The organism is Actinokineospora diospyrosa, assembly GCF_024171925.1.
Lineage (GTDB): Bacteria > Actinomycetota > Actinomycetes > Mycobacteriales > Pseudonocardiaceae > Actinokineospora > Actinokineospora diospyrosa.
On the sequence record NZ_JAMTCO010000001.1, the window covers coordinates 59,022 to 83,327 of the forward strand.

The following is a 24,306-nucleotide window of genomic DNA, read 5'->3' on the forward strand; positions in this document are numbered from 1 at the left end:
ATCATGGTGCCGCAAAAGGTGCGGTCCGTGGGCCGTCGGCGCCAACTTTGTTCGACGGACAGTAATCTCGGGCCCGTGATCCGCCGAGTCGCCGTGCTACCCCACCCGCCCCTGATCGTGCCGGAACTAACCGGCGGTGGCGACCGGGACGCCGACGCCGTGCGCGCCGAATGCCTCGCCGTCCTCGCGCCGTTCGCCGCCGCTGTGCCCAGGTGGGTGGCCGTCGGCGCTGGTGAACGCCCAGGTCGGTACGGCCCTGAGGTGGCAGGCACGTTCCGCGGGTTCGGCGTGGACGTCCGGGTCGGCCTCGGCGCCCAAGCCGACCTGGCCTTCGCTGACCCGCTGCTCCCGCTGCCCGCCCTGATCGCGGCCTGGCTGCGCGGCGCGGTCGGCACACCGGAGATCACCGTCCACGTCGTGCCCGCCGACCTCCCCCCGGCCGAGTGTGCGGCGGCCGGGACCCGCATCGCCGAGGAGCTCGCCGGAGCGGACCCGGTCGGCCTGCTCGTCCTGGGCGACGGCGCCCACCGCCACGGCGAACGCTCCGTGGGCAGGCCGGACGACCGCTGCGCCGACTTCGACGCCGCCATCGCCTCCGCCATGGCCACCGCCGACCTGGACGCCCTCGACCGCCTCGACCCGACCCTGGCCGCGGAACTGGGCGCGGTCGGCCGGGCACCCTGGCAGGTCCTCGCAGGCGCCCTGCGCGCCGACGGCCACCCCTGGCGCGCCGTCGAGTCCCACCTGAGCATCCCCCTCGGCGTCGCCTACCACTTCGCCACCTGGGAACCCGCGTGACGCGTGCCGTCGCCGTCGTCGGCCCCACCGCGACCGGCAAGTCCGACCTCGGCGTCGACCTCGCCGAACACCTCGGCGGCGAGGTCGTCAACGCCGACGCCCTGCAGCTGTACCGGGGCATGGACATCGGCACCGCCAAGATCACCACCGCCGAGCGCCGCGGCGTCGCCCACCACCAGCTCGACGTGCTCGAGGTGACCCAGCCCGCCTCCGTCGCCGCCTACCAACGCCACGCCAGGGCGGCGATCGACGACATCCTCGCCCGCGGCCGGGTCCCGATCCTGGTCGGCGGCTCCGGCCTCTACGTCCAAGCCGTCCTCGACGACCTGGAGTTCCCCGGCACCGACCCGACCATCCGAGCCCGCCTGGAAGCCGAACTGACCGCCGTCGGCCCCGCCGACCTGCACGCCAGGCTCGCGGCCCTGGACCCGACAGCCGCCGAGGCGGTCCTGCCCACCAACGGCCGCCGCATCGTGCGCGCCCTGGAGGTCATCGAGCTCACCGGCCGCCCCTTCTCGGCCACCATGCCCCGCCCCGGCCCCGCCCGCTACGGCGCGGTCATGATCGGCCTGGACCGCGACCCCGCGGCCCTCGACGCCCGCGTCGACCTCCGGGTCGACCGCATGTTCGCCAACGGCCTGGTCGACGAGGTCCGCGCCCTCGAGGCCGAGGGCTTGCGCGAAGGCAGGACCGCCGCCCGAGCCTTGGGCTACCAGCAGGTCCTCACCGCCTTCGACACCACCGGCGACCTCACCGAAGCCGCCACCGAGACCGCCCGAGCGACCCGCAGGTTCATCCGCCGCCAACGCTCCTGGTTCCGCCGCGACTCCCGCATCACCTGGCTCGACGCGGCCCGCCCAGACCTCCTGGAAGCCGCACTGACCCTCGTCGGGCCCAGCACCGCTGACGGCTCAACCCACACCGCCTGAGCAGGGCTGCTAACGCTAGAGACCGTCCTCATGGCACCGGATGTCCTGGCGCTGATGTCACGACACCGAGCCACAACACCGAGCCATGGCGCCGCTGTCACCGCACCGCCGTCACCGCCGTCACCGCACCGAGCCGTGGCCACCAGTCCTGCCGCTCGGCCGTGGTGCCGGTCAGGCTCGGGCACCAGCGCGCCCGGGCCGCACGGCGCTGCACATCAACAGCCGCATACCGCTTCGGTCGCGGTGTCACAGGTTTCCCTAGACCGGCGATCGCGGTGGGGCGATTCGGTCACGAACCCGAGATTCCCCTGTGGACAACGTCAACCGAAGTGATCGCGTGGACGGTGATTGATCAGATTCCGCCCCGGCAGCAGATGACCCACGGCGCTGCGGTCGCAGGCTTACTCGCTATTCGGTTGTGGTGGTTCGTCCTTGGCATACCCCCGTTTCGTCGTGGCGTTCCGTGGTTGGCCTGGGTCATGACGCCCAGGGAGCCGGATGGTCGTAGCCTGGTGTGGTGGCGATCCCGTTCCTCAAGGGGCACGGCACGGAGAACGACTTCGTGCTGCTGCCCGACCCCGATGGTGACCTCGACCTGACCGCGTCGCGGGTCCAGGCGTTGTGCGACCGGCAGCGAGGGCTCGGGGCGGACGGTGTGCTGCGGGTCGTCCGGACCAAGGCGCTGCCCGACGCCCCGGCGGGCAGCGACGGGGACGTCTGGTTCATGGACTACCGCAACGCCGACGGGTCCGTGGCGGAGATGTGCGGCAACGGCGTACGGGTGTTCGCCCGCTACCTCAGCGACGCGGGACTGGTCGACGGCCCCGAGTTCCCCGTGGGATCCCGGGCCGGGGTCCGACCGACCACGGTCCACCCCGATGGCACGGTCACCGTCGGCATGGGCCGGGTCCGGCTGCTCGGGAACTCGACCACCACGGTCACCGGCACCACCCACACCGGTCTCGGCGTCGACGTCGGCAACCCCCACCTGGTGAGCGTGGTCGATTCGGTGGCCGAGCTGGACCTGACCGCGCAGCCCGGGTTCGACCGGGAGTTCTTCCCGCACGGGGTGAACCTCGAGTTCATCGAGACCATCGGCCCCGCCGAGATCCGGATGCGGGTCCACGAACGCGGTGTAGGAGAGACCCGGTCCTGCGGCACCGGGACCGTCGCCGCGGCCGCCGCCGCGCTCGCGGCCCAGGGCCGGACAACCGGCGCCGTCACCGTGCACATCCCCGGTGGCACGGTCCACGTCACCATCGACGAGGACACCAGTACCCTCACCGGTCCGGCCTCGTTCGTGGCCGAAGGGACCCTCACCGACTCCTGGTGGAACTCCTACGCCTGAACCATCTCACCCCCTCCTCTTCCGATGTCGCGCTCCTTGCGCAGTGGTGAGAACACCATCCACAGGCAGGACAACATCCACCCCGCCGCGACAACCCACAACGTCTCGCGGATCCCGATCACGCCGCCCAGCACCCCACCGGCGAGAGCGCCCAATGGCAAGGTGCCCCAGACCAGGAACCGGATGCTGGCGTTCATCCGGCCCAACAGGTGGTCCGGGCAGATCGACTGCCGGTAGCTGACCTGGGCGACGTTGTAGACCACCGCCGAGAAGGTGACGGCGATGTTGCCGACCACCAGCAGCCCCACGCGCCAGTCCGCGTGCGACAACGGGATCAGTGGTCCGAACAGTGAGCCGATCAGCGGCACCAGCCAGATCGCCCTGGTCTGGCCCAGTAGTCGGACGATCCGCGCCGACAGCACCGCGGCGACGATCCCGCCGACGCCCGCCAGTCCCAGCAGGACGCCGATGACCGCCTCGCCGAGACCGAGCACCCGCGCCAGGAACAGCACCCGCACCGCGCCCTCCACGCCGAAGAACAGGTTCCACGACGCCGTGCAGCCCGCGATCGCGCGCAGTCGCCGGTCGGTCAGCACGAACCGCAGACCCTCGGCTATCTCCGCGCGCAGACTCCGGTTCGGTAATCGCTCGGGCAGTGGTTCCGAGGTGGTTATCCGCGACAGGCACAGCGCCGACGCCAGGTAGCCGAGTCCGGTCGTGGCCAGCGTGGTCGCCGCCCCGATCAGGCTGGTGAGCCCGCCGCCGATCGCGGGCCCGCTGAAGATCGCCACCGATTGGCTCGCCTGGAGCTTCGCGTTTCCCTCCATCAGGTGATCTCGCCCCACCAAAGCGGGCAAGTACGACTGGTAGGCGACGTCGAAGAACACCGTGCACGCGCCCGCCAGCAGTGCCACCACGACGAGGTGCGGAAAGGTCAGCACGTCGAACCAGGCCGCCACCGGGATGGTCAGCAGCAGCACCGCCCGCACCAGGTCCATCCGGATCATCAGCGGCCTGCGCCGCATCCGGTCCACCCAGGCGCCCGCGGGCAGGCCGATCAGCAGGAAGGCGACGGTTTCCGCCGCGGTGAGCACCCCCATCTGACCCGGCGTGGCCTGCAGCACGCCGACCGCCAGCAGCGGCAGCACGACGTGGCCGACCGCGGTGCCGAACTGGGCCACCGTGTCGCCCGCCCACAGCAGCCGGAAACCGGTGTGGGAGCGCAGGGTCGAGGTCATGCGACCAGGATGCCGGGAGTGATTGGAAACTGTCAATCACTCGGTCCGGTGCCGTTACGCTCTGCCGGTGAGCGACGACCCACGACCACCGCGCCGCACCGCGACCCCCGTCGAGCTGGAGGCGCTCGGCTCGGCGGTCCGGCTGCGGATCATCCGGCTGACCCACCAGCGCCCGCTGACCAACAAGGAGATTGCCGAGCGGCTGGACAAGGACCCGGCGACCACCTTGCACCACGTCCGCAAGCTGGTCACAGCGGGTTTCCTGGAGCCGCAACCGGCCCGCCGCGGCAACCGGGGCGCCAAGGAGATCCCCTACCTGTCCACCGGGCTGTCCTGGCGCCTGCGCTACCAGAACGAGGAGCGCGTCGACCTCGTCGAGGCCATGCTGCAGGCCTACCTGGCCGAGGTGGCGGGCACCAACCTGGGTGAACTCAACCAGGCCAGGCTGGTCGTGCAGGTGGACGCGGCCGGGCGGACCGAGTTCGTGGAACGCCTGGGTGCGCTGCTCGACGAGTTCGGCGACCGGCCGCTGGAACCGGGGGCCGAGCGCACCGCCATCTACGTCGCGTGGTATCCGGGGGAATAAGTGGGTCGAATCCGTCGCCGCACCGTGAGACGATGGGGACATCACGACGCCGAAGGGGTGCCGTATTTCGCCACTAAACGAAGGATGGGTTCACCAGGTGACAGAGGAAAGCACTCAGCACGGATTTGACGGCGCGTTGTCCGACCCGGCTGACCTCTCCCTGGGCGAACTCGAACTCGAGGAGCGGTCTTCGCTGCGACGGGTCGCGGGCCTGTCGACCGAGCTGCAGGACATCACCGAGGTCGAATACCGGCGGCTGCGCCTCGAGCGCGTGGTGCTGGTGGGGGTCTGGACCGAGGGCACGGCGCTGGAGTCGGAGGCCTCACTGGCCGAGCTGGCCCGGTTGGCCGAGACGGCGGGCTCGGAGGTCCTGGAGGGCCTCGTGCAGCGCCGCGACCGCCCGGATCCGGCCACCTACGTCGGCTCGGGCAAGGTCCAAGAGCTCGCCGAGGTCGTTCGCGCCACCGGCGCGGACACCGTCATCTGCGACGGTGAGCTCTCGCCGTCGCAGTTGCAGCAGCTTGAGGCCCGGCTCAAGGTCAAGGTCATCGACCGCACCGCGCTCATCCTGGACATCTTCGCCCAGCACGCCCGTTCGCGGGAGGGCAAGTCCCAGGTAGAGCTAGCGCAGCTGCAATACCTGCTGCCGCGACTGCGAGGCTGGGGTCAGACGCTGTCCAGGCAGGCCGGTGGTCGAGCCGGTGGCGCCAACGGTGGTGTGGGTCTGCGTGGTCCCGGTGAGACGAAGCTCGAAACGGACCGTAGGCGCATCCGGGCCAAGATCTCCAAGCTCCGCAAGGAGATCGTGGGGATGGCCACGGTCCGCGACACCAAGCGCGGCCAGCGCACCGCCAACGCCATCCCCAGCGTCGCCATCGCCGGGTACACGAACGCGGGCAAGTCCAGCTTGCTCAACGCTCTTACCGGTGCGGGGGTGTTGGTGGAGGACGCGTTGTTCGCGACCCTCGACGCGACCACCCGCCGCACGCAGACACCGGAAGGGCACACGTACACGCTGACCGACACGGTCGGTTTCGTCCGGCACCTGCCGCACCAGCTGGTGGAGGCGTTCCGGTCGACGCTGGACGAGGTGGCCGACGCCGACCTCGTGCTGCACGTCGTCGACGGTGCCGACCCGATGCCGGAGTGGCAGGTCAACGCGGTGCGCGAGGTGCTGCACGAGATCGGCGACCGGCGCGGTAGGCCGATGCCGCCGGAGCTGGTCGTGGTGAACAAGGTCGACGCGGCGACCGAGTTCGGCCTGGCGAGGTTGCGCCACCTGCTCCCGGGCGCGGTGTTCGTCTCCGCGCACGCGGGTACCGGCATCGACGCGCTGCGCGAGCGGATCGCCGAGCTGCTGCCCAGGCCGGAGCAGGAGATCGACGTGCTCGTGCCGTACTCGCGCGGGGAACTCGTGGCGCGGGTGCACCGCGAGGGCGAGATCCTGTCCGAGGAGCACACCGCTGCGGGGACGCAGCTGCACGCCAAGGTCAAGCCGGACCTGGCGGGCGTGCTGGAGGCGTACGCGCGCACCACGGTCTGATACACGCGGTTCAGGGCCCCCGGGGAGATGGTCGTCTCACCGGGGGCCCTTCGTGTGAACGTTGTCCCTCCCACGTGCGTCTGCGCCTCTATAACCACGACGCCGCTACGGTGGATGGGGAACAGGGGAGGTGGCTGGGTGCGGGCATTGGCGACCGTTGCACTGGTCGTGTGGTTGTGCGTGACAGGGGCATCGGCTGCGCTAGCGCAACCGCCCGCTCCCACGGATGCCTGCGTGCAGTCGGACAAGAGACTCGGCGAGCTGTCGGGGTTGGCCACCGACGGTGAACGTTGGTACGCGATCAACGACGGTGGCACTAAGTCGACCGTCTACGTGCTCGGCCACGATTGCAAGATCCAGAAAGTGATCAACGGTCCGACCGACCCGTTCGACGTTGAAGACCTAGCGCGCGACGCCAAAGGCAACTTCTGGTTGGCGGACACAGGTGACAACGACAAGAAGCGTGAAACCGTCGCGCTGATTGAGCTAACGCCTGCCGGTAAGACCACCTTGCACCGTCTGACCTATCCAGACGGTCCACATGACACAGAGGCGCTTCTGCTCGACAAGAACGGAACGCCCCATCTAGTGACTAAGAGCCCGTTCGGGGTGTCGGAGGTGTACCGGCCGAAGGGGCCGTTGGCCGCGCCCGGACCGACAGCGCTTGAGAAGGTCGGCGATGTGCAGATCAGCAGCACGGACACCAAGGGCGGACCGGTCAACCCTGCGATCGGCTCTATGGTCGTGACCGGTGGGTCTGTCAGCCTCGATGGCACCATCGTCGTACTTCGCACTTATACCGACGCATACCTCTACCCGGCCCCGGATGGCGATGTCGTCGCCGCGCTTAAGCGCACCCCTGCCCGGGTACCGCTACCTGATGAAAAGCAGGGCGAGGCCATCGCCATCGAACCGGACGGCACGCTGGTGTCCGGTTCCGAAGGCGTGGGAACACCCATCCGCGTGGTGAAGGGCGCCTCCGGGCTGCTCGCCACCACGACTCCGGCTCCGGGTACCTCAACCGGTGCGCCTACCACCGGGACCGGCGGGTCTACCGAGGCGTCCGATGGGATGTCGACCGTACCCGCGCTCGGTATCGCCGCCGTCGCCATCGGCGGTGCGCTGTTCTTCATGCACCGCCGAGCCGCTAAGCGGGGCTAGCGCCTAGAGCCTGCGCAGTACCGCCACCACCTTGCCCAGGATGGTCGCGTCGTCACCCGGGATGGGCTCGTAGGCGTCGTTGTGCGGCATCAGCCACACGTGGTCATCTCGGCGCTTGAACGTCTTCACCGTGGCCTCGCCATCGATCATGGCCGCCACGATGTCGCCGTTGTCCGCGGTCGGCTGCTGGCGAACCACGACCCAGTCGTCGTCGGCGATCGCGGCGTTGATCATCGAGTCGCCCGCGACCTTCAGCATGAACAGCGCACCCTCGCCGACCAGTTCCTTCGGCAGCGGGAACACGTCCTCCACGGCCTGCTCGGCCAGGATCGGTCCACCGGCGGCGATACGACCCACCACCGGTACGTAGGTCGGCGTCGGGCCCGCTTCGGACTGCTCGATGAGGACCGGGCTGATCTGCTCGCCACGCAGTTGCGCCGACGAGGCGTCCGCGGGCAACACGCCGATCGCGCGTGGACGGTTCGGGTCCCGTCGCAAGTAGCCCTTCTCCTCCAGCGCGCGCAGCTGGTAGGCCACCGACGAGGTCGAGGTGAGGCCAACGGCCTCGCCGATCTCGCGCACGCTGGGTGGGTACCCGTTGCGCTGGACCCAGGACCGGATCACCTCGAGCACTTGGCGCTGCCGCTGCGGCAGCTCCGCCGCGTCGACCTGCTCCGGGAAGCTGCGCACGTTGTCCCCCTGCCCGGGCTTCTTCTTCGGTGCCCCCGCGGGCTTGCGACCACTCGTGCCAGACACTGCGCTGCCTCCCTGCGGCTACCGCCGGTGGCACCGGCGCTACCCCTACTCGTCCTCGTCCTGACCACGTCCGACTCGCGTCGAGACGACGGATTTCACTTCGATCTTCTCCGGGATCGACGTTAGCCCGCCGACCTGCGCAGATCAAACACCTGTTCGAGCGACACGCCGGTCGGGTCTCGATTTTGTCGGTGCCAGGTGGTAGACACTCGCACGGGCGTTCGATCGAACGGCAGTTCGAACGCGGTTCGCGGGAGGTAGCGATGGCGGCACTGGCGACATCGGCGGCGGAGGCTTCGGAAACCGGCGTTCGGCCTGGTGGCAGGCCCGGACTCGCCGTGGTGCACGGCACGCCGGTTCGGGTGCCCGCGCCGGGCAGGACCGGTCGGTCGGCGGGTCAGGGCAGGCTTCGACCACCGACCCGGCGGCGGGCGGTCGGCGCGCCGCGCGTGGTCGCTGAACCGGGTTGCGGTCCCCGCCGCGCGCCGATGTCCCTGCTCGTCGTGCTCGGCCTCGCCGCGGTGGTCGCCGCCGTGGTGTACGGGGTCGGCGCGCTCGCGAACTCGGTCGCGGGCGAGCCCGAGGTGCCTTCGACGACCACTGTCGTGCGCGTCGCCGCCGGTGAGTCGCTCTCCGACGTGGCCGCTCGGACGGCGCCCGACAGCGACACCTCCGCCGTCGTCGAGCGGATCCTCGAGCTGAACGGCCTGACCGACGTGACCGTCCGACCGGGACAGCCGCTCACCGTCCCCGTCTCGCGCTGACCCCCTCCGCCGCGGCCCGCGTCCCCCGTGGACAGCGGGCCGGCCGTGTTCATGATCACTCGGGCGGGTGAGATCCGACCGGGGAGCGCGCGGGTGGGTTTGCCGGACCGCGCCCGCGGGGACGACGGGGATGTGCTGACCACGCCGACTGGTTCCTCCGGACGGGTGACCTCCGTCGTTCACCTGGTCGACGCAATCGCTGGGTGCGGCGGTGACCGCGCAGCGTGGTCGTCAAGTGGTTGTCGAACCGCCTCGGCGTGTCTGAGTTGCACCCATGTAGGGTCTCGGCATACGGTCGACCCCAACATCTAGTGGTTACATCGGTGTAGTTAATCCACAGGTCGGGGTGGGTTGTCCACCGTCCATCCACGCGTTATCCACAGTTTGATCACCAAGCGTGTCCGGCCGCGTTCCGCCGGAGGGTGGACACGCGCGGCGTTGCGGGGGAGAGGTCATGCGCTGTCCGTTTTGTCGGAACTCCGACTCGCGGGTCGTGGACTCGCGGGAGGTCGACGACGGACAGGTGATCCGCCGCAGGCGCTCGTGCGCGCAGTGCAGCCGCCGGTTCACCACGGTCGAGGAGGCCGTCCTCGCGGTGGTGAAGCGCTCCGGGGTCACCGAGCCGTTCAGCCGCGACAAGGTCGTGCGCGGCGTGCGGCGCGCGTGCCAGGGCAGGCCGGTCGCCGAGGACCAGCTGCAGCAGTTGGCGCAGAAGGTGGAGGAGGCGATCCGGGCCACCGGCAGCGCCGAGGTGCCCAGCCACGAGGTGGGCCTGGCCATCCTCGGCCCGCTCCGCGAGCTCGACGGGGTCGCCTACCTGCGGTTCGCCAGCGTCTACCGGTCGTTCTCCTCGGTCGAGGACTTCGAGAAGGAGATAGCCGATCTCCGGGCGGCCATCGCCAAGGAGGCGGCGACAGAGGATGAGCAGTAGGCGTCAGAAGAGCAGACGCCCCCGGGGTGGGGAGCGTCGAGGACGACTTCGGCCGCATCGGACGGGGAGCCCGGACGTGGCCAGACCAGCACACGGCGTTAGTGACGAGGGAGAGGGACCGGGCATGACCGAGACCGTCGAGACCGCGGTTGACCAGGTCGCGGGCACACCGCGGCGGGGACTGCGGGTGGAGCGCGTCTACACCACCGAGGGGGTGCACCCCTACGACGAGGTCACCTGGGAGCACCGCGACGTGGTGATGACCAACTGGCGCGACGGCACGGTGAACTTCGAGCAGCGCGGTGTCGAGTTCCCCGACTCCTGGTCGGTCAACGCCACCAACATCGTCACCAGCAAGTACTTCCGCGGCGCTGTGGGCACCGCGGTACGGGAGAGCTCGCTGCGCCAGCTCATCGACCGCGTGGTGCGCTCTTACGTCACCGGCGGCATCGAGCACGGCTACTTCGCGACCGACGCCGACGCGATCGTCTTCGAGCACGAGCTCACCTGGATGCTCTTGCACCAAGTGTTCAGCTTCAACTCCCCGGTGTGGTTCAACGTTGGCACCACCTCCCCGCAGCAAGTCAGTGCCTGCTTCATCCTCGCCGTCGACGACACGATGGACTCGATCCTCAACTGGTACAAGGAAGAGGGTCTGATCTTCAAGGGCGGCTCCGGGGCGGGTCTTAACCTGTCCCGCATCCGGTCCTCAAAGGAGCTGCTGTCCTCCGGCGGCACTGCCTCCGGTCCGGTGTCGTTCATGCGTGGTGCCGACGCCTCCGCGGGCACCATCAAGTCCGGTGGCGCTACCCGACGCGCGGCGAAGATGGTCGTTCTTGACGTAGACCACCCGGACGTCGAGGAGTTCATCGAGACCAAGGCACGCGAAGAGGAGAAGATCCGCGTCCTCCGCGACGGCGGCTTCGACATGGACCTCGGCGGGTCCGACATCACCTCGGTGCAGTACCAGAACGCCAACAACTCGGTGCGCGTCTCCGACGAGTTCATGCACGCGGTCGAGTCCGGCGGCCAGTTCGGCCTGCGCTCGCGGACCACCGGTGAGGTCATCGAGCGGGTCGACGCCAAGTCGCTGTTCGGCAAGCTCGCCAAGGCCGCCTGGGAGTGCGCGGACCCGGGCATCCAGTACGACGACACGATCAACGCCTGGCACACCTGCCCGGAGTCGGGCCGGATCACCGCGTCCAACCCGTGCAGCGAGTACATGCACCTGGACAACTCCAGCTGCAACCTGGCGTCGCTGAACCTGATGAAGTTCCTCGCCGCGGACGGCACCTTCAACGCCGAGACCTTCGTCAAGGCCGTCGAGCTGGTCATCACCGCGATGGACATCTCCATCTGCTTCGCCGACTTCCCGACCGAGCCGATCGCCGACACCACCCGCAAGTTCCGCCAGCTGGGCATCGGTTACGCCAACATCGGCGCGCTGCTGATGGCCACCGGCCACGCCTACGACTCCGAGGGCGGCCGGGCGCTCGCCGCGGCCATCACCTCGCTGATGACCGGCACCGCCTACCGCCGCTCCGCCGAGCTGGCGGGCATCGTCGGCGCCTTCGACGGTTACGCGCGCAACGCCGAGTCGCACCAGCGGGTCATGCGCAAGCACGCCGCCGCCAACGACCTGGTCCGCACCTACCACCCCAACGACGCCGCGGTGCAGCGCGTCGCGACCCGCGAGTGGCAGGCCGCGCTGGAGATCGGCGGCCGCAACGGCTGGCGCAACGCCCAGGCCAGCGTGCTCGCCCCGACCGGCACCATCGGCCTGATGATGGACTGCGACACCACCGGGATCGAGCCGGACCTGGCGCTGGTCAAGTTCAAGAAGCTCGTCGGCGGCGGCTCCATGCAGATCGTCAACCAGACCGTGCCGCGCGCGCTGTCCTCGCTCGGCTACCAGGACGAGCAGGTCGAGGCGATCGTCGAGTACATCGCCGAGCACGGCCACGTCGTGGACGCCCCGGGTCTGCGCATCGAGCACTACGAGGTGTTCGACTGCGCGATGGGCGAGCGGTCGATCGCGCCGATGGGCCACGTGCGGATGATGGCCGCGGTGCAGCCGTTCATCTCCGGCGCGATCTCCAAGACGGTGAACATGCCGGAGGCGGCGACCGTCGACGAGGTGCAGGAGATCTACTTCCAGGGCTGGAAGCTGGGCCTCAAGGCGCTGGCGATCTACCGCGACAACTGCAAGGTGGGCCAGCCGCTGTCGGCGGGCAAGGGCGCCAAGGCCGACGCGAAGGTCGAGCCGGAGAAGGTCGTCGAGTACCGCCCGGTGCGCAAGCGCCTGCCCAAGAAGCGCCCCTCGCAGACCGTTTCGTTCACCGTCGGTGGCGCGGAGGGGTACCTGCACGCGGGCTCTTACCCTGACGACGGTCTCGGCGAGATCTTCGTCAAGCTGGGCAAGCAGGGCTCGACCCTGGCAGGCGTGATGGACGCGTTCTCCATGTCCATCTCGGTCGGCCTGCAGTACGGCATCCCGCTGGAGTTCTACGTCTCCAAGTTCCAGAACCTGCGCTTCGAGCCCGCTGGCATGACCGACGACCCGGACGTGCGGATCGCCACCAGCGTCTTGGACTACCTGTTCCGCAGGCTCGCCTTGGACTACCTGCCCTACGACAAGCGTGCCCAGCTCGGCATCTTCACCGCCGACGAGCGCACCGCCCAGGTAGCCGCCGACTACAACGGACCGTCGGATGTGGACCTAGAGGGCATGCGCTCCTCTGTTGAGGCTACCCCGCGCCCGGCAGTGGAGGCCGCAGCTCCGGTCGAGGCGCACAGCTCGACCGAACTGCTCGAACTGCACCTTGGTAAGGCCGCCGACGCCCCGCTCTGCATGACCTGCGGCACGAAGATGCGTCCCGCTGGCTCTTGCTACGTCTGCGAGGGCTGCGGCTCCACTTCTGGCTGCAGCTAGTACTCAGGACCCTGACGGGGTGCCAGCCGACATGGCAGGCACCCCGTCAGGCTTTCCCAGCAGGTCGAGCACCCGTTCCGCGCGGTCGAGCAACTGCCCGTAGGTGATGACCTCGACCCGGCTGAGATGGCTGTTGAAGATCCGCATGGTCTGGTGGATCTCCGCGGCGGTGAAGTCAGCCTGGAAGTCGGGGTGACCGACAACGACGCTCGCGCCTGCCCGGCGGGTGTCGATACCGAACTCCTCCAGCACCGCGGCGCGCTGCTCGTCCAGCAAGGTCAGGTAGGTCATCGCCTGGCCGACCGCCTCGTTCACCGCGGTCGTGACGATGGTTCCGTTGCGATGCCGTCGCACGACCGGCACGTCGGCCCGCTTCAGTTCTACGACGTGGAGCACGCCATCCGGCCGCAACCAGGGGATGTCGACCTCGATCGTGTCCACCAAGCGGCGGCGCACCGCTTCGCCCGCGAACTCCCCGCCGAACATCCACCACGCGTTGATGAGTCCGTCCCTCTCAATGCTCCCGGGTTCCGCACTGTCTCACGCACGGTGGCCAGTTGGTCGCGGCGAACGCGCAACTGGACCGCGGACAGCGGTTCAGCAGTGTTCCCGCGCTCCAGGAGTCGTAGGACCTCGTCAGGGGTATCCCGGACGGCAATGGTGGGCTCAATGGTGACCTGGCCCCGGCACTGTCGCCAATTGGCCGGATTTGGTGCACCACAGGGTCAGTTCGGTCCCGGCTAGTGGGCCCAGGGGGATGCTCGCGCTCGTCAACGTCACTGTCGCCTCGCAATCAAGTGGCCTGCATCGTTCTACACGGCTCGGCCTGTCTCCCCGTGAGCCTGTGCGAACGGTGGCTGTTTGGGGGTGGGGGTGGAGGCGCGGGCCGGAGTTGGTGAGGGACCGGTGAAGATCGCACGGTCTCCTTGTCCGCCAAGGCATTGTCGTGGGCATGAACGACGTTGACTGGTTGGAAGAGTTCACCGAAGAGGCTGCGCGGCGGATGCTCAGGCAGGAGCCTGACTGGGACGAGGGTGTCGAGATGCATCCTGTCGTCGTCAAGAGTGTGCAGCGGTTCCAGGTAGGCGAAGACGGTGATGGGGCGAATCTGATTGAGAAGGCTGGTGGCGGTGCCTACGGCGCTGCGGTGAAGTTGTTCATCGCGGAGGAGCAGAACCACGCGCGGATGTTGGCGCGGTTACTAGAGGCCGCGGGAGCCGAGACCATTAAGTCCCACTGGAGTGACTCCGTGTTCGCCTGGCTGCGCAGAGCACTCGGACTCAAGCTGGAACTGTTGGTCCTGATGGTCGCCGAGGTTGTCGCGCTCGCCTATTACCGGATCCTGCGTGATGGGTCGGCTGATCGGATCACCACTGAGGTCGCCGCGCGGCTCTTGGCGGATGAGCGCAGGCACGTGCCGTTCCACATGTCCCGGTTGGGTGATCTTTCGCCGTTCACCAGGGCCGCGTGGCAGGTGCTGTTCCTCGGTGCTGTACTCGTCGTGGCGGTCGACCACGGGTCGGCGCTGCGTGTGTTGGGGGTTTCCCGGCGGGGGTTCGTGCGGGAGGCCATGACCGAGTTCACAGCGGCCACGACGCTGCCGGCTGTCACGAACCGGGTGGCCGCGGGGTCTACCACGTGACGTGATCGACGACCCGGGAGGTTTCCATGTCCATCCTCGTCACCGGCGGCACTGGCGTGTTGGGGCGGCATGTCGTGCGTGCCCTGCCTGATGCCCGGGTGCTGACCCGCACCGGCGACGGCTACCGCGGCGACCTGCTCACGGGGGAGGGCCTCGCGGAAGCTCTTACCGGGGTGACCGCCGTAGTGCATTGCGCGACGACACTCGGGCGTAAGGACGTGGACATCACGGCCAACCTCATCGCGGCGGCGAAGCAGGCCGGTAGCCCGCACCTCGTCTACATCTCCATCGTCGGCGTGGATCGGGTTCCGCTGTCCTACTACCGGACCAAGCTTGCTGCCGAGCGGTTGATCGAGGAGTCGGGCCTGCCGTACTCGATCCTGCGTGCCACCCAGTTCCACGAGTTGATCGCTAAGCTGTTCGCCCCTCAGCGCCTCCTCTTGCTCTACCCGGCGTTGTCGTTTCAGCCGGTCGACACGGGCACGGTGGCTGCCCGGTTGGCCGAGTTGGCGAGCGGCCCGGCTCGCGGTCGCACCACCGACCTCGGCGGACCTACCGTGTGGACTGCCCGCGATCTCGCCGGGCAGTACCTGGCCGCTGCTGGGCGTAAGGCGGCCCGGGTGCCGGTATGGCTACCGGGTCGAACCTTCGCCGCTTACCGTGCGGGGCACCACCTGACCCCTGCGCATGCCGAGGGCACAGTCGAGTTCGCGGACTTCCTCGCCGGTGATCTCCGCCACCCTTGACCTCGACTTTGGTGGAGGTCCGAAGCTGGTGTCATGAGCGAGACGATGACCGCGGTCGCGGTCACCCAGTTCGGTGCGGCGGATGTGCTGCGCCCGATCACCCTGCCGCTGCCCGAGCCGGGCCCGGGTGAGGTCCGGCTGCGGGTGCGCGCGGCCGGGGTGCAGCCGTTCGACATCGCCGTGCGCCAGGGGACAGGGCCACCGGCCCAGGCCGCGGTGCTGCCCCAGGTGATCGGCAACGAGTACGCCGGGGTGGTGGACGCGGTCGGCGATGGTGTCGACTCGGTCGCGGTCGGTGACGACGTGCTCGGGTTTGCCGTGTTCGGCAGTTACGCGGAGTACCGGATCGCCCCCGCTGAGAACGTCGTGCGCAAGCCCGCGAGCATGCCGTGGGAGGTTGCGGGCTCGTTCACCGCTGGGGCGCAGACCGCGGCGATGGCGGTCGAGGACTTGGGGGTCCGCGCGGGGGAGACGCTGCTGGTGCATGCCGGGGCGGGCGCGGTCGGCACGATGGCGATCCAGTTGGCTCGATTGCGCGGGGCCACTGTCATCGCGACGGCCAGGCAGGCCAACCACGACTACCTGCGTGACCTGGGCGCTATCCCGGTCGAGTACGGCGACGGCCTGGTCGACCGGGTGCGTGCGGTAGCGCCGCGGGGGATGGATGCCGCGCTTGATGGAGCAGGGGTGGTGGCCCTCGAAGCCTCGATCGAGTTGGGGGTTGGTAGAGACCGCATCGTCACCCTTGTCGTGTGGGACCGGTTCGCCGAGTTCGGGGTACGAAGGGTGAGTGGAACTCGCTCGGCGACGCGGCTGGCCGCTTTGGTCGACCTCTATGACCGAGGGCTGCTGCGTGCCCACGTCCGGTCGCGCTACCCGCTCGCCAACGCCGCCGATGCGCACCGCGAGGTGGAGACTGGTCACGGTCGCGGAAGGGTGGTGCTGGTCATCCCTTAGCCGCTCTATGATGGCTACACGCGCGGGCTCGGGGGAGTCGTTCGCCCTGCTGCGGCCATCGCGGGTATGGGGGAATGTGTGATCGGGCAAGAGCCGTACTTCGGGACCCCGGTGGGCAACACCGGGGTCCCTCCGCGCAACCGGCCGTTGGTGCTGTTCGGGGTGCTCGGTGGCGTTATCGTCGGTGTCCTGTGGATCGCCATCCTCGGGAAGGTGGCGTCAACGGGCTCGCGAGAGATCGCGGGCACCGCCTACGCGGTGGGGGAGCAGTCTGGGCTATCGGAGCCGGGCACCCCTGGCGCGATCTCGCAGAACTCCATGCTCACTCCGGGGCGTGAGCTTGCTGCTACCTCCTGTGCCCTCCCGGCTCTTGGTACCACTGCTGCTGAGCTGGAGTTGTTCTACAAGGAGGCCTTGGCCTGCCTTGATCGAGCATGGAAGCCAGCGCTAGACGCCGCGGGAAAGCCCGTTGTGACGGCGAAGCTATCCATCTCCGACAACCCCAAGCCCAAGTGCGGGTTCTCGCCTACGGCAGAAGAGGCGTTGGCCTTCTACTGCAACCGTGACCGGACCATCTACATGCCCCGGAAACGGTTGATGGACGCTGCTGGCGACTCCGCTCCCTTCCACCTCGCAGTGCTAGCGCACGAGTACGGCCACCACATGCAGGCGCTGGCAGGCATTCTCTCCGCGTCGGCTATGCAGGAGAACGCTGCTGAGGACGAGGAGGCTATGCGGATGTCGCGGCGGACGGAGTTGCAGGCCAACTGCTTCGGCGGCCTCTTCCTGGACGCCGCTGAACGTGGTGGCTCACTTAAAGCAGACTTCGTCGCTGAGGCTGTGGAGAGTTTCGGCAACACCCTGAGCTCCGACTCCCACGGGTCCCAGCGCAACCAGGCTGCTTGGGCTAAGCGTGGCAAGGACGGTGGCAAGACCTCGTCTTGCGATACCTGGTCAGCTACCGCTCTCGATGTCGAGTAGATCCGTTAACCCTGCCGCCACAGCCCCAGTACGCGATCTATGTCATCCCGGATGCGTTCCCGCGCGGTGGCTCTAGGAACTCCCGCCATGAGCATCGCGTCATAGTCGGTTTCCTCGTGCCGGATGGCGGCTACCACGGCAAGGGTCACGGCGTGTTCATCGAGCGCTTGGCCCGCCGCCGACCGGCCGACCCTCCCACTGCTGCGTGTACCGGCGTGCTCAGCGATGGCATGTGCGCGCTCAGACGCAAGACCAGGGAACAGCTCACCAATGCGTTCAGCGAAGGCAGCCTGGAACACCAGGTCTTGCGCGGCTCGACGGGAACGATCGCGAGCCTTACGCCGCTCGCGCAAGTCTTCGTCGGCCAGGCACTGTTCTTCAGCGCTGTCCAGTGCTGCCCGCTCGACCAGGATGCCCCGGCGATCAAAGCGCTTGCGCGACTTGCTCCACCGCACGACCACAGCGGCCAGTCCACTGGCCTTGCGGGCACGCCTGGTCAGCGCCGCGTCACCGGACGGCAGGAACACCAGGTGGTCCATGTCGGCGCAGTCGAGGCACAGCGGTTTCTCGTCCTCCAGGAAGTGGAATTCCCCTGTCTCGCCGCACTGCGCGCAGTGCCAGTGCTTGTCCGGGCTGATCACCACCAGGTCCGGCGCCTTCGCCTGCCGCTGCGCGACCTTCGCCAGGCGCGCCTCCGACAGCGTCGGGTCGGTCCACTGGATGCGGAACGCCTGCTCGACCTCGGCGTCGCCGGAGCGGCTGAACCGAAGGGATCGGCGATCCCTCGTCGCCGACACGTAGTCCACTTCGGACTTGCGTAGCCCCTTGTCCGCTGCCCACTGGTGGAGGTAGGTCACCGCTTCCACCAGGCGGTCAGGCCCTACCGAGGCGAGGCTGTCCAGGTGCGGTTCGCGACCCAGCTCCCACGACTGCACCGATCGGCTGCCCAGCCAACCCAGACCTGATAGCACTTCCAGCGGCACTACGACCTTCTTGCGCTGCAAGAGCTCCTCGGCCACGGCAGTCACCCTGCGGTCCAGCCGTCCGCTCACCAGGGTCCTCCGCTCATTGCTCGTCTGCGTCGGCCAGCGCTCGGTACGCGGGCCGGAGCCATTCCACCAGAGGCCGTCCGCCGACCGTCAGCGGTAACGGGCCAAGCTGGTCCAGCACCGCGTCTGGCGCCGCCCGGACCGTTGCGACCGCTGGCACGGTCACCGGCGATCCCCAGAAGTCGTCAAGCAGGTCCACGAGCGCATCGTCGGTAGCCTCAACGGGCTGTTCACGGGATTCGCGTAGCCCGTCCAACAGCTGTTGCCTACTACGTCCGCGCCACGCGAGGTACTCGAATGGGTCGGAATCGAAGGACTCGGCCAAGAGGTAGCAGATCGCGGCCAAGTGCTTGCACGGCACTTCCCAGTCCGGGCAGGAGCAGTCCATCGACAGCTCCCTAGCGCTGACGGGGAACAACCGCAGCCCGATTCCGTCGAAGACTTCCTCGATGCCGCGCGGCAGCTCACCGGCGAGCAGCTTAGCGAGGAACAGAGCCTGTCCCGCAAGCGCTTTCTCCACCTCGACCCACTCGGCCTCGGTGAACGCCTTGATGCCGATCCGCACCCTATAGGGCTCCGGCCGGGAACCCTGTACCTGCGCGACCACGATGCTTGTCGACAGCGACATGCTCAACACCTGGCCTGCGCGCGCGTAACGCCTACCGCGCTCGAAGCGGCCACCGAGCCCCATCGACTCCAGCGAATCCACGAACCGGCGTGACCACCACGTCTTACCGATGTTCTTGCGGTCACCGGTGATGCGCAGGCCGTCCTCCACCGGGATCGGCTTGCTCGGCGTGCGCCACCACTCGTCGTCACTCACCGACGGCCTCCGCGGAGAGTGCCACCAGTTCGAGGAGTTCGCCGTCGGACAGCTCGGTCAGCCAGCTCTCCCCGGACCCCACCACCAGCTTCGACAGCGCCCGCTTGGCCTCGATCATCTTGTCGATCCGCTCCTCCAGCGTGCCGATGCAGACGAACTTGCGCACCTGCACGTCCTTGCGCTGCCCGATGCGGAACGCCCGGTCAGTCGCCTGGTCCTCGACCGCGGGGTTCCACCAGCGGTCCAGGTGGATCACGTGGTTGGCCTCGGTCAGCGTCAGCCCGGTACCGCCCGCCTTGAGCGACAGCACGAAGATGGCCGGACCCGAGCCGGACTGGAACCGGCTGACCATCGCGTCGCGCTGCGCACGGGAAGTCCCGCCGTGCAGGAACAGCACCTCGGTGTCGAACCGTGCGGCCAGGTACGGCACCAGCATCGCGCCGAACTCGGTGTACTGGGTGAAGCACAGCGCCCGCTCGCCCTCGGCGAGCACCTGCTCGAGTGTCTCCTCGAGTCGGGCGAGCTTGCCGGAGCGCCCCGCTATCCGTGACCCGTCACCGAGGAAGTGCGCGGGGTGGTTGCACACCTGCTTGAGCTTGGTCATCGTGGCCAAGACGAGCCCCTTGCGCTGGACCCCCTCGGCTTCTTCCACCTTCACGAGCATGTCGTCGACCACCGCGCGGTAGAGCGAAGCCTGCTCGGCGGTGAGGTTGCACAGCTGGCGCATCTCCAGCTTGTCCGGCAAGTCGTCGACGATCGCCGGGTCGGTCTTTACTCGTCGCAGCACGAATGGCGCGGTGATCCTGCGCAGCCGTGCCGCCGCTTCCTCGTCACCGTGTCGCTCTACGGGAACCGCGAAACGCGCGCGGAAGCGGGCTAGAGGGCCGAGCAGGCCAGGGTTGGCGAAGTCCATCACCGACCACAGCTCGGCCAGCCTGTTCTCCACTGGCGTGCCTGTTAGTGCTACCCGGTGCCGGGCAGGCAACGACCGCACTGCTTGCGACTGGCGAGACGCGCTGTTCTTGATGTTCTGGGCCTCGTCCAACACGATCCGGTCCCACGGCAGGATTGCCAGCAAGGGAGCATCACGGGCTGCGATGGCGTAGGTGGTGAGAACCAGGTCTGCCCCGTCGAGCGCGTCGGCCAAGTCAGCCCCTGCGAGCCTGTCCGCGCCGTGGTGGACGTGGACGCGGAGACCTGGCGTGAACCGTTCGGCCTCTCGCTGCCAGTTGCCCACCAACGACATGGGGCACACCAACAACGTCGGTGGCTTCTTCTCCTTCGCCCGAGATGTTGCCTCTAGTGCCAAGAGCTGAACTGTCTTGCCCAAGCCCATGTCGTCGGCAAGACAAGCGCCCAAGCCGACACTGTCGAGGAATGCCAGCCACGCCACACCGCGCCGCTGGTAGGGCCTCAGCTCAGCGGTAAAGCCCTCTGGGGTGGTGACTGGATCTAGGTGGGCTTCGATGGCACCACTCAGGAGATCGGCCAACCAACCTGAGCCACTCATGCCCACGACCGGGATCGGCAAGTTGTCCTCGTCTGGGGGCATCCCTGCCAGGTCGAGCACTTCACCGACCGACATCTGCCCGGTCCTCGCGCGCTCCAAGAACGCCAAGCCCTCAGCCAACCCACGTTGGTCGACCTGCACCCAACGTCCACGCACCCGAACCAGCGGCACCTTGGCCGCCGCTAGTTCGGTCAACTCTTGCTCGGTTAGCGTTAGGTCGCCCACCGCGAGATCCCAGCGGTAGTCGACCAACTCGCCCTTACCCAGCATCGAGTTCCGGCTAACAGTGCCTGCTGTGCCTCGACTCGTAGTTGTCAATCGCAGGCCTACACCCGAGGACGGACGCCACCCTGAAGGGAGCAAGACCCCAAAGCCAGCTTGATCGAGTGCGGGGGCTGCGGTCAGGAATCGGTGGGCTCCTTCCGTGTCCAGACTTAGCCCTACCGGGGCGTGTTCGTGTAGGCAGCTGTCCAGATCGGGAAATAGGCGGGTCGCGCGCCCCAACTCGGCGAGCAGCAACTCGTCCGGGCGGCTCACCCAACGACGCAGCACCGTGCCACCGTCACCGCGCCACACCTGGTCGGCTTCCACCAGCACGCTCGGGTCGTCTACGGCGCGGAGCAGCAACTCCAATGTCCACGTCGGGTCGAGGGTGTTGTCCGTGTCCTCTTCAGGGGCGCGAAGCCGGAAGCAAGCGCGGACTGGCCCATCGAACTCGACCGCCGACCGCCAGGTGCGCAGGGTGTCTGCCAACTGCGCTGCCTGGTCAGGCGCGACCTCCAGCAGTGGATCCCCGGTTAGCGCCACCAGCAGCGCACGAGAAGCCGACGTGGTGGTGGCGCTGACGGGGCCGAGCCGGATCCCGGCCAATCGGGCGCGCGCCAGTGAATCCACGAACGCGTCTAGAGCGGGTTGCAGCACGTCTTCGGCTCGCCTACCTACCAGGCCCTCGACCTGGGCGGCGCGCAAGACCGGGGGTACTGCGTCCCGCAGGCGCGCATAGCGCGCCGAGTCGGTTCCCGACAGGGCAGGCCGCCAGCGGGCTACGAGCCCGTCCTCCTCGCTCACGATCGTGGGCAGCACCCGACCCCGGTCGACCAAGTCCTCGGCGAAGGCCACCACAGTCGTCAGGAACCGCACGCTTGCGCCTGTGCGGACGTCACCAAGCCGAGGGACGCCGTGTCGAGCGAACACGGCCGGTGACATCTTCGCTACGGGGACTCGCCACGGCGTCAGGCGCACCTGCCCGCGCGGGGCGACCCGGGTCGCCAGCGGGTCGAGCACCAGTTCAGGGGAGGCGACCGGACCGGACGGGTACGACGGCAACAACACCGGCACCTCGTCGGACACGCCAGCGACCAATCCCGCCAATGTGCGGGCCGGTACCGCGAACGGGTGCGCCACGACGACCTTGGAGGCCCTACCGGGGCGACGCGCGGGCAGCGTTGAGTCCTCCGCCCAGAGCGCTACCTCTCCGGCGGCCGTGACCAGACAGTGCAGCGCCAACACCCGGTAGACACTACCCACCGGGACCGACGATCCCGGTGGGGCATCCGTTGGCGACTTGTTAGCCGAGGGTGCGCAGCAGGAACTCGTAGACGATCGCTGACATGTACGCCCGCTGCGAGTTGTCCGCGGCCGCGCCGTGCCCGCCCTCGATGTTCTCGTAGTACTGCGGCGAGTGGCCCAGCTCGATCATCCGAGCCGCCATCTTCCGCGCGTGACCGGGGTGAACCCGGTCGTCACGGGTGGAGGTCACGAAGAAGACCGGCGGGTACTTCGTTCCACTATGGACGTTGTGGTACGGCGAGAACGTCTTGAGGTAAGACCAGTCGTCGGGGTTGTCCGGGTCGCCCCACTCGGCCATCCACGAGGCCCCTGCGAGCAGCAGGTGGTAGCGACTGAGATCCAACAGCGGTACCTGACTCACTACGGCGCCAAACAGCTCTGGGTAGCGGGTCAACATCACACCAGCCAAGAGGCCGCCGTTGCTGCCCCCCTGCATACCGAGCCGTTCAGGCGTGGTGATGCCTCTTGCCACAAGATCTTTCGCGACCGCTGCGAAGTCCTCGTAGGCGCGTGGGCGATTCTCCCGCAAAGCTGCCCGGTGCCAGGCGGGTCCGTACTCGCCGCCGCCTCGAATGTTGGCGACCACGTAGGTACCGCCGTGTTCAAGCCAGCCACGTCCCAGCCCGCCGCTGTAGCCGGGGGTGAGAGATACCTCGAAGCCGCCGTAGCCGTAGAGCAGCGTGGGACCACTCGTGTCCTCACCGCGAACCACGAAGTAAGGCACCTTCGTTCCATCGTCGGAGGTCGCGAAGTGCTGTTCCACGCTTAGCCCATCGGAGTCGAAGAACGCCGGAGCTTGTCGCAGCTCCTCCAGTTCTCCGCCGATCTCCCCGCGTAGCAGTGTCGCGGGCTGCAAGTATCCGCTCACGTTGAGCAGGTACTCGTCACTGTGCTCCGGGTCGGTGTCGATGACATCGGCGGACCCCACCTCTGGCGCACCTGGTAGCTCTGCCCGGCTCCATCCATCCGGCCCGGGCGTGAGGACCTCTAGGCGCGTTTTGACGTCCGACAACTCGATGAGGATCAAGTGGTTTCGCGTCCACGAGATGCCACTCAGCGAGGTGTGCTCGTCAGGTACGAACAACGGAGTCAGGTTGTGTTCACCGGCCAGGAACGCGTCGAAGTTGGCCGCCAGCAATGAGCCGGTCCGGTAGGTGGCTCCACCGACGGTCCAGTCCGATCGCAGGGTGACCAACAGCCACTCGCGGTGCACATCGACGTTCGCGTCCTCGGGTACCTCGATCTTGGTGAGGCTGCCGTCCGCGTTGAGCAGGAACTCCTCCGACGTGAAGAAGTCGGGGAACCTGCCTACGAGATCACGTTCGAACCCGGGGGTGTGGTCGCGGTACGCGTAGGCGGTCACGTCCTCGACCTTGCCTTCGTAGACCGTTACCGCTTCCTCCAGCGGGGTCCCCCTGCGCCACTTCTTGACGACACGCGCGTAGCCGGAGGTCGTGAGGGAGCCCTCCCCGAAGTCGGTACCGACGTAGACGTTGTCCTCGTCGATCCAACTCACCCGAGACTTGGCCTCTGGGAGCGAGAACCCGTCAGCGACGAACTCCGCGGTGCGCAGATCGAACTCGCGAACCACGGTGGCATCGGCGCCACCGCGCGACAGCTCTACCAGCGCCAGGTCATAACCGGGCTTGAGTACCGAAGCACTCTTCCAAACCCAGTTCTCCCCCTCGGCCTCGGCGAGCGCGTCCACGTCCAGCAACACGGTCCACTCAGGTGCCGGCTTGCGGTACTGCTCCAGCGTGGTCCGCCGCCACAGCCCCCGGGGGTGGGTGGAGTCCTGCCAGAAGTTGTAGAGGTACTCACCGCGCCGCCTCGGGTACGGGATGCGGTCGTCCGCGTCGAGCACCTCAAGCAGCCTGGCCTTGGTTGTCTCGAACCGCTCTCCGCCGGTGAGCACCGCGGTGGTCTCCGCGTTGCGGGCCCGGACCCAGTCCAAGGCCTGCTCACCGGTCACGTCTTCGAGCCAGAGGTATGGGTCGGCGTCGTCGGTCATGCGCGCCAGTCTGCCGGCGGGTGGGCTAGCGT

General features: G+C 68.2%; 20 protein-coding genes. 13 read left to right on the top strand and 7 right to left on the bottom strand.

Features of this window, described 5'->3' with window-relative positions; all coding sequences use genetic code 11:
* Positions 1–75 precede the first annotated feature (75 nt).
* The 3 genes from LV75_RS00250 to dapF all read left to right on the top strand — a co-directional run bounded on the left by LV75_RS00250 (position 76) and on the right by dapF (position 3,075).
* Positions 76–798 carry a class III extradiol ring-cleavage dioxygenase family protein gene (locus LV75_RS00250; protein WP_253884505.1) on the top strand — a complete coding sequence of 241 codons (723 nt, stop codon included), beginning with the start codon at positions 76–78 and terminating at the stop codon, positions 796–798.
* Positions 795–1,727, top strand: a complete 933-nt coding sequence (gene miaA, locus LV75_RS00255) for a tRNA (adenosine(37)-N6)-dimethylallyltransferase MiaA (RefSeq protein ID WP_253884506.1) — start codon at positions 795–797, stop codon at positions 1,725–1,727. The genes LV75_RS00250 and miaA overlap by 4 nt, the downstream gene beginning before the upstream one ends.
* A 514-nt stretch (positions 1,728–2,241) precedes the next feature.
* A complete protein-coding gene (gene dapF, locus LV75_RS00260) occupies positions 2,242–3,075 on the top strand; it encodes a diaminopimelate epimerase (RefSeq protein WP_253884507.1) in 834 nt (277 codons plus the stop codon).
* On the opposite strand, the gene LV75_RS00265 is transcribed toward dapF, so the two are convergent.
* Positions 3,066–4,313 (bottom strand): MFS transporter, encoded by a 1,248-nt coding sequence (locus LV75_RS00265; RefSeq protein ID WP_253884508.1) that lies wholly within the window; start codon positions 4,311–4,313, stop codon positions 3,066–3,068. The two genes, dapF and LV75_RS00265, sit on opposite strands and share 10 nt — an antisense overlap.
* Before the next feature lie 115 nt (positions 4,314–4,428).
* Between LV75_RS00265 and LV75_RS00270 the strand changes: the two genes are divergently transcribed.
* The 3 genes from LV75_RS00270 (at position 4,429) to LV75_RS00280 (ending at position 7,603) form a co-directional block, all read left to right on the top strand.
* On the top strand, positions 4,429–4,899 hold the full coding sequence (locus LV75_RS00270) for an ArsR/SmtB family transcription factor (protein ID WP_301318472.1): 471 nt from the start codon (positions 4,429–4,431) through the stop codon (positions 4,897–4,899).
* A 97-nt stretch (positions 4,900–4,996) separates the two neighbouring features.
* Positions 4,997–6,442 (top strand): GTPase HflX, encoded by a 1,446-nt coding sequence (gene hflX, locus LV75_RS00275; RefSeq protein WP_253884510.1) that lies wholly within the window; start codon positions 4,997–4,999, stop codon positions 6,440–6,442.
* A 114-nt stretch (positions 6,443–6,556) separates the two neighbouring features.
* Positions 6,557–7,603 (top strand): SdiA-regulated/phytase-like domain-containing protein, encoded by a 1,047-nt coding sequence (locus tag LV75_RS00280; protein ID WP_253884511.1) that lies wholly within the window; start codon positions 6,557–6,559, stop codon positions 7,601–7,603.
* A 3-nt stretch (positions 7,604–7,606) separates the two neighbouring features.
* Here the strand turns inward: LV75_RS00280 and lexA are convergent, their stop codons facing one another.
* Entirely contained in the window at positions 7,607–8,293 is a 687-nt protein-coding gene (gene lexA / locus LV75_RS00285) for a transcriptional repressor LexA (protein WP_253884985.1), read from the bottom strand.
* Positions 8,294–8,622: 329 nt separating this feature from the next.
* On the opposite strand from lexA, the gene LV75_RS00290 reads away from it, so the two are divergent.
* The 3 genes from LV75_RS00290 (at position 8,623) to LV75_RS00300 (ending at position 12,986) form a co-directional block, all read left to right on the top strand.
* Positions 8,623–9,123, top strand: a complete 501-nt coding sequence (locus LV75_RS00290) for a LysM peptidoglycan-binding domain-containing protein (protein WP_253884512.1) — start codon at positions 8,623–8,625, stop codon at positions 9,121–9,123.
* A gap of 454 nt (positions 9,124–9,577) precedes the next feature.
* Positions 9,578–10,054, top strand: coding sequence for a transcriptional regulator NrdR (nrdR, locus tag LV75_RS00295; protein ID WP_253884513.1), 477 nt, complete (start codon positions 9,578–9,580; stop codon positions 10,052–10,054).
* 124 nt (positions 10,055–10,178) lie between these two features.
* On the top strand, positions 10,179–12,986 hold the full coding sequence (locus tag LV75_RS00300; protein ID WP_253884514.1) for a vitamin B12-dependent ribonucleotide reductase: 2,808 nt from the start codon (positions 10,179–10,181) through the stop codon (positions 12,984–12,986).
* 3 nt (positions 12,987–12,989) lie between these two features.
* Here LV75_RS00300 and LV75_RS00305 read toward each other — a convergent pair whose 3' ends face one another.
* Positions 12,990–13,472: a Shedu anti-phage system protein SduA domain-containing protein gene (locus LV75_RS00305; protein WP_253884515.1), complete on the bottom strand. Its 483-nt coding sequence runs from the start codon at positions 13,470–13,472 to the stop codon at positions 12,990–12,992.
* Between the two features lie 466 nt (positions 13,473–13,938).
* Here LV75_RS00305 and LV75_RS00310 point away from each other — a divergent pair, with 466 nt between their 5' ends.
* From LV75_RS00310 to LV75_RS00325, 4 genes are all read left to right on the top strand, one after another.
* Positions 13,939–14,628 carry a ferritin-like domain-containing protein gene (locus tag LV75_RS00310; protein WP_253884516.1) on the top strand — a complete coding sequence of 230 codons (690 nt, stop codon included), beginning with the start codon at positions 13,939–13,941 and terminating at the stop codon, positions 14,626–14,628.
* Positions 14,629–14,654: 26 nt separating this feature from the next.
* The gene (locus tag LV75_RS00315) at positions 14,655–15,374 is read left to right on the top strand and encodes an SDR family oxidoreductase (RefSeq protein ID WP_253884517.1); all 720 of its coding nucleotides are present in this window, start codon (positions 14,655–14,657) and stop codon (positions 15,372–15,374) included.
* A 33-nt stretch (positions 15,375–15,407) separates the two neighbouring features.
* On the top strand, positions 15,408–16,331 hold the full coding sequence (locus LV75_RS00320) for an NADP-dependent oxidoreductase (RefSeq protein WP_308210804.1): 924 nt from the start codon (positions 15,408–15,410) through the stop codon (positions 16,329–16,331).
* Between the two features lie 66 nt (positions 16,332–16,397).
* Positions 16,398–17,312: a neutral zinc metallopeptidase gene (locus LV75_RS00325; RefSeq protein WP_253884518.1), complete on the top strand. Its 915-nt coding sequence runs from the start codon at positions 16,398–16,400 to the stop codon at positions 17,310–17,312.
* Positions 17,313–17,317: 5 nt separating this feature from the next.
* Here LV75_RS00325 and LV75_RS00330 read toward each other — a convergent pair whose 3' ends face one another.
* From LV75_RS00330 to LV75_RS00345, 4 genes are read right to left on the bottom strand one after another with little or no spacing between them, the layout of a single operon-like run.
* Entirely contained in the window at positions 17,318–18,364 is a 1,047-nt protein-coding gene (locus LV75_RS00330; RefSeq protein WP_253884519.1) for a DUF2293 domain-containing protein, read from the bottom strand.
* Between the two features lie 13 nt (positions 18,365–18,377).
* Entirely contained in the window at positions 18,378–19,184 is an 807-nt protein-coding gene (locus LV75_RS00335) for an SWIM zinc finger family protein (protein WP_253884520.1), read from the bottom strand.
* Complete coding sequence (locus tag LV75_RS00340) at positions 19,177–22,221, bottom strand: DEAD/DEAH box helicase (RefSeq protein WP_253884521.1); 3,045 nt, start codon at positions 22,219–22,221, stop codon at positions 19,177–19,179. The genes LV75_RS00335 and LV75_RS00340 overlap by 8 nt, the downstream gene beginning before the upstream one ends.
* Positions 22,222–22,261: 40 nt before the next feature.
* Positions 22,262–24,274 carry a prolyl oligopeptidase family serine peptidase gene (locus tag LV75_RS00345; protein WP_253884522.1) on the bottom strand — a complete coding sequence of 671 codons (2,013 nt, stop codon included), beginning with the start codon at positions 24,272–24,274 and terminating at the stop codon, positions 22,262–22,264.
* Positions 24,275–24,306 lie beyond the last annotated feature (32 nt).

Excerpts from the sequence above, each read along its gene's own strand:
- LV75_RS00300 (WP_253884514.1), top strand. The coding sequence starts at position 10,179 with ATGACCGAGACCGTCGAGACCGCGGTTGACCAGGTCGCGGGCACACCG.
- LV75_RS00290 (WP_253884512.1), top strand. The coding sequence starts at position 8,623 with ATGGCGGCACTGGCGACATCGGCGGCGGAGGCTTCGGAAACCGGCGTT.
- LV75_RS00345 (WP_253884522.1), bottom strand. The coding sequence starts at position 24,274 with ATGACCGACGACGCCGACCCATACCTCTGGCTCGAAGACGTGACCGGT.
- LV75_RS00305 (WP_253884515.1), bottom strand. The coding sequence starts at position 13,472 with ATGTTCGGCGGGGAGTTCGCGGGCGAAGCGGTGCGCCGCCGCTTGGTG.
- LV75_RS00315 (WP_253884517.1), top strand. The coding sequence starts at position 14,655 with ATGTCCATCCTCGTCACCGGCGGCACTGGCGTGTTGGGGCGGCATGTC.
- LV75_RS00325 (WP_253884518.1), top strand. The coding sequence starts at position 16,398 with ATGGGGGAATGTGTGATCGGGCAAGAGCCGTACTTCGGGACCCCGGTG.
- LV75_RS00280 (WP_253884511.1), top strand. The coding sequence starts at position 6,557 with ATGGGGAACAGGGGAGGTGGCTGGGTGCGGGCATTGGCGACCGTTGCA.
- LV75_RS00320 (WP_308210804.1), top strand. The coding sequence starts at position 15,408 with ATGAGCGAGACGATGACCGCGGTCGCGGTCACCCAGTTCGGTGCGGCG.
- LV75_RS00310 (WP_253884516.1), top strand. The coding sequence starts at position 13,939 with ATGAACGACGTTGACTGGTTGGAAGAGTTCACCGAAGAGGCTGCGCGG.
- nrdR (WP_253884513.1), top strand. The coding sequence starts at position 9,578 with ATGCGCTGTCCGTTTTGTCGGAACTCCGACTCGCGGGTCGTGGACTCG.
- LV75_RS00265 (WP_253884508.1), bottom strand. The coding sequence starts at position 4,313 with ATGACCTCGACCCTGCGCTCCCACACCGGTTTCCGGCTGCTGTGGGCG.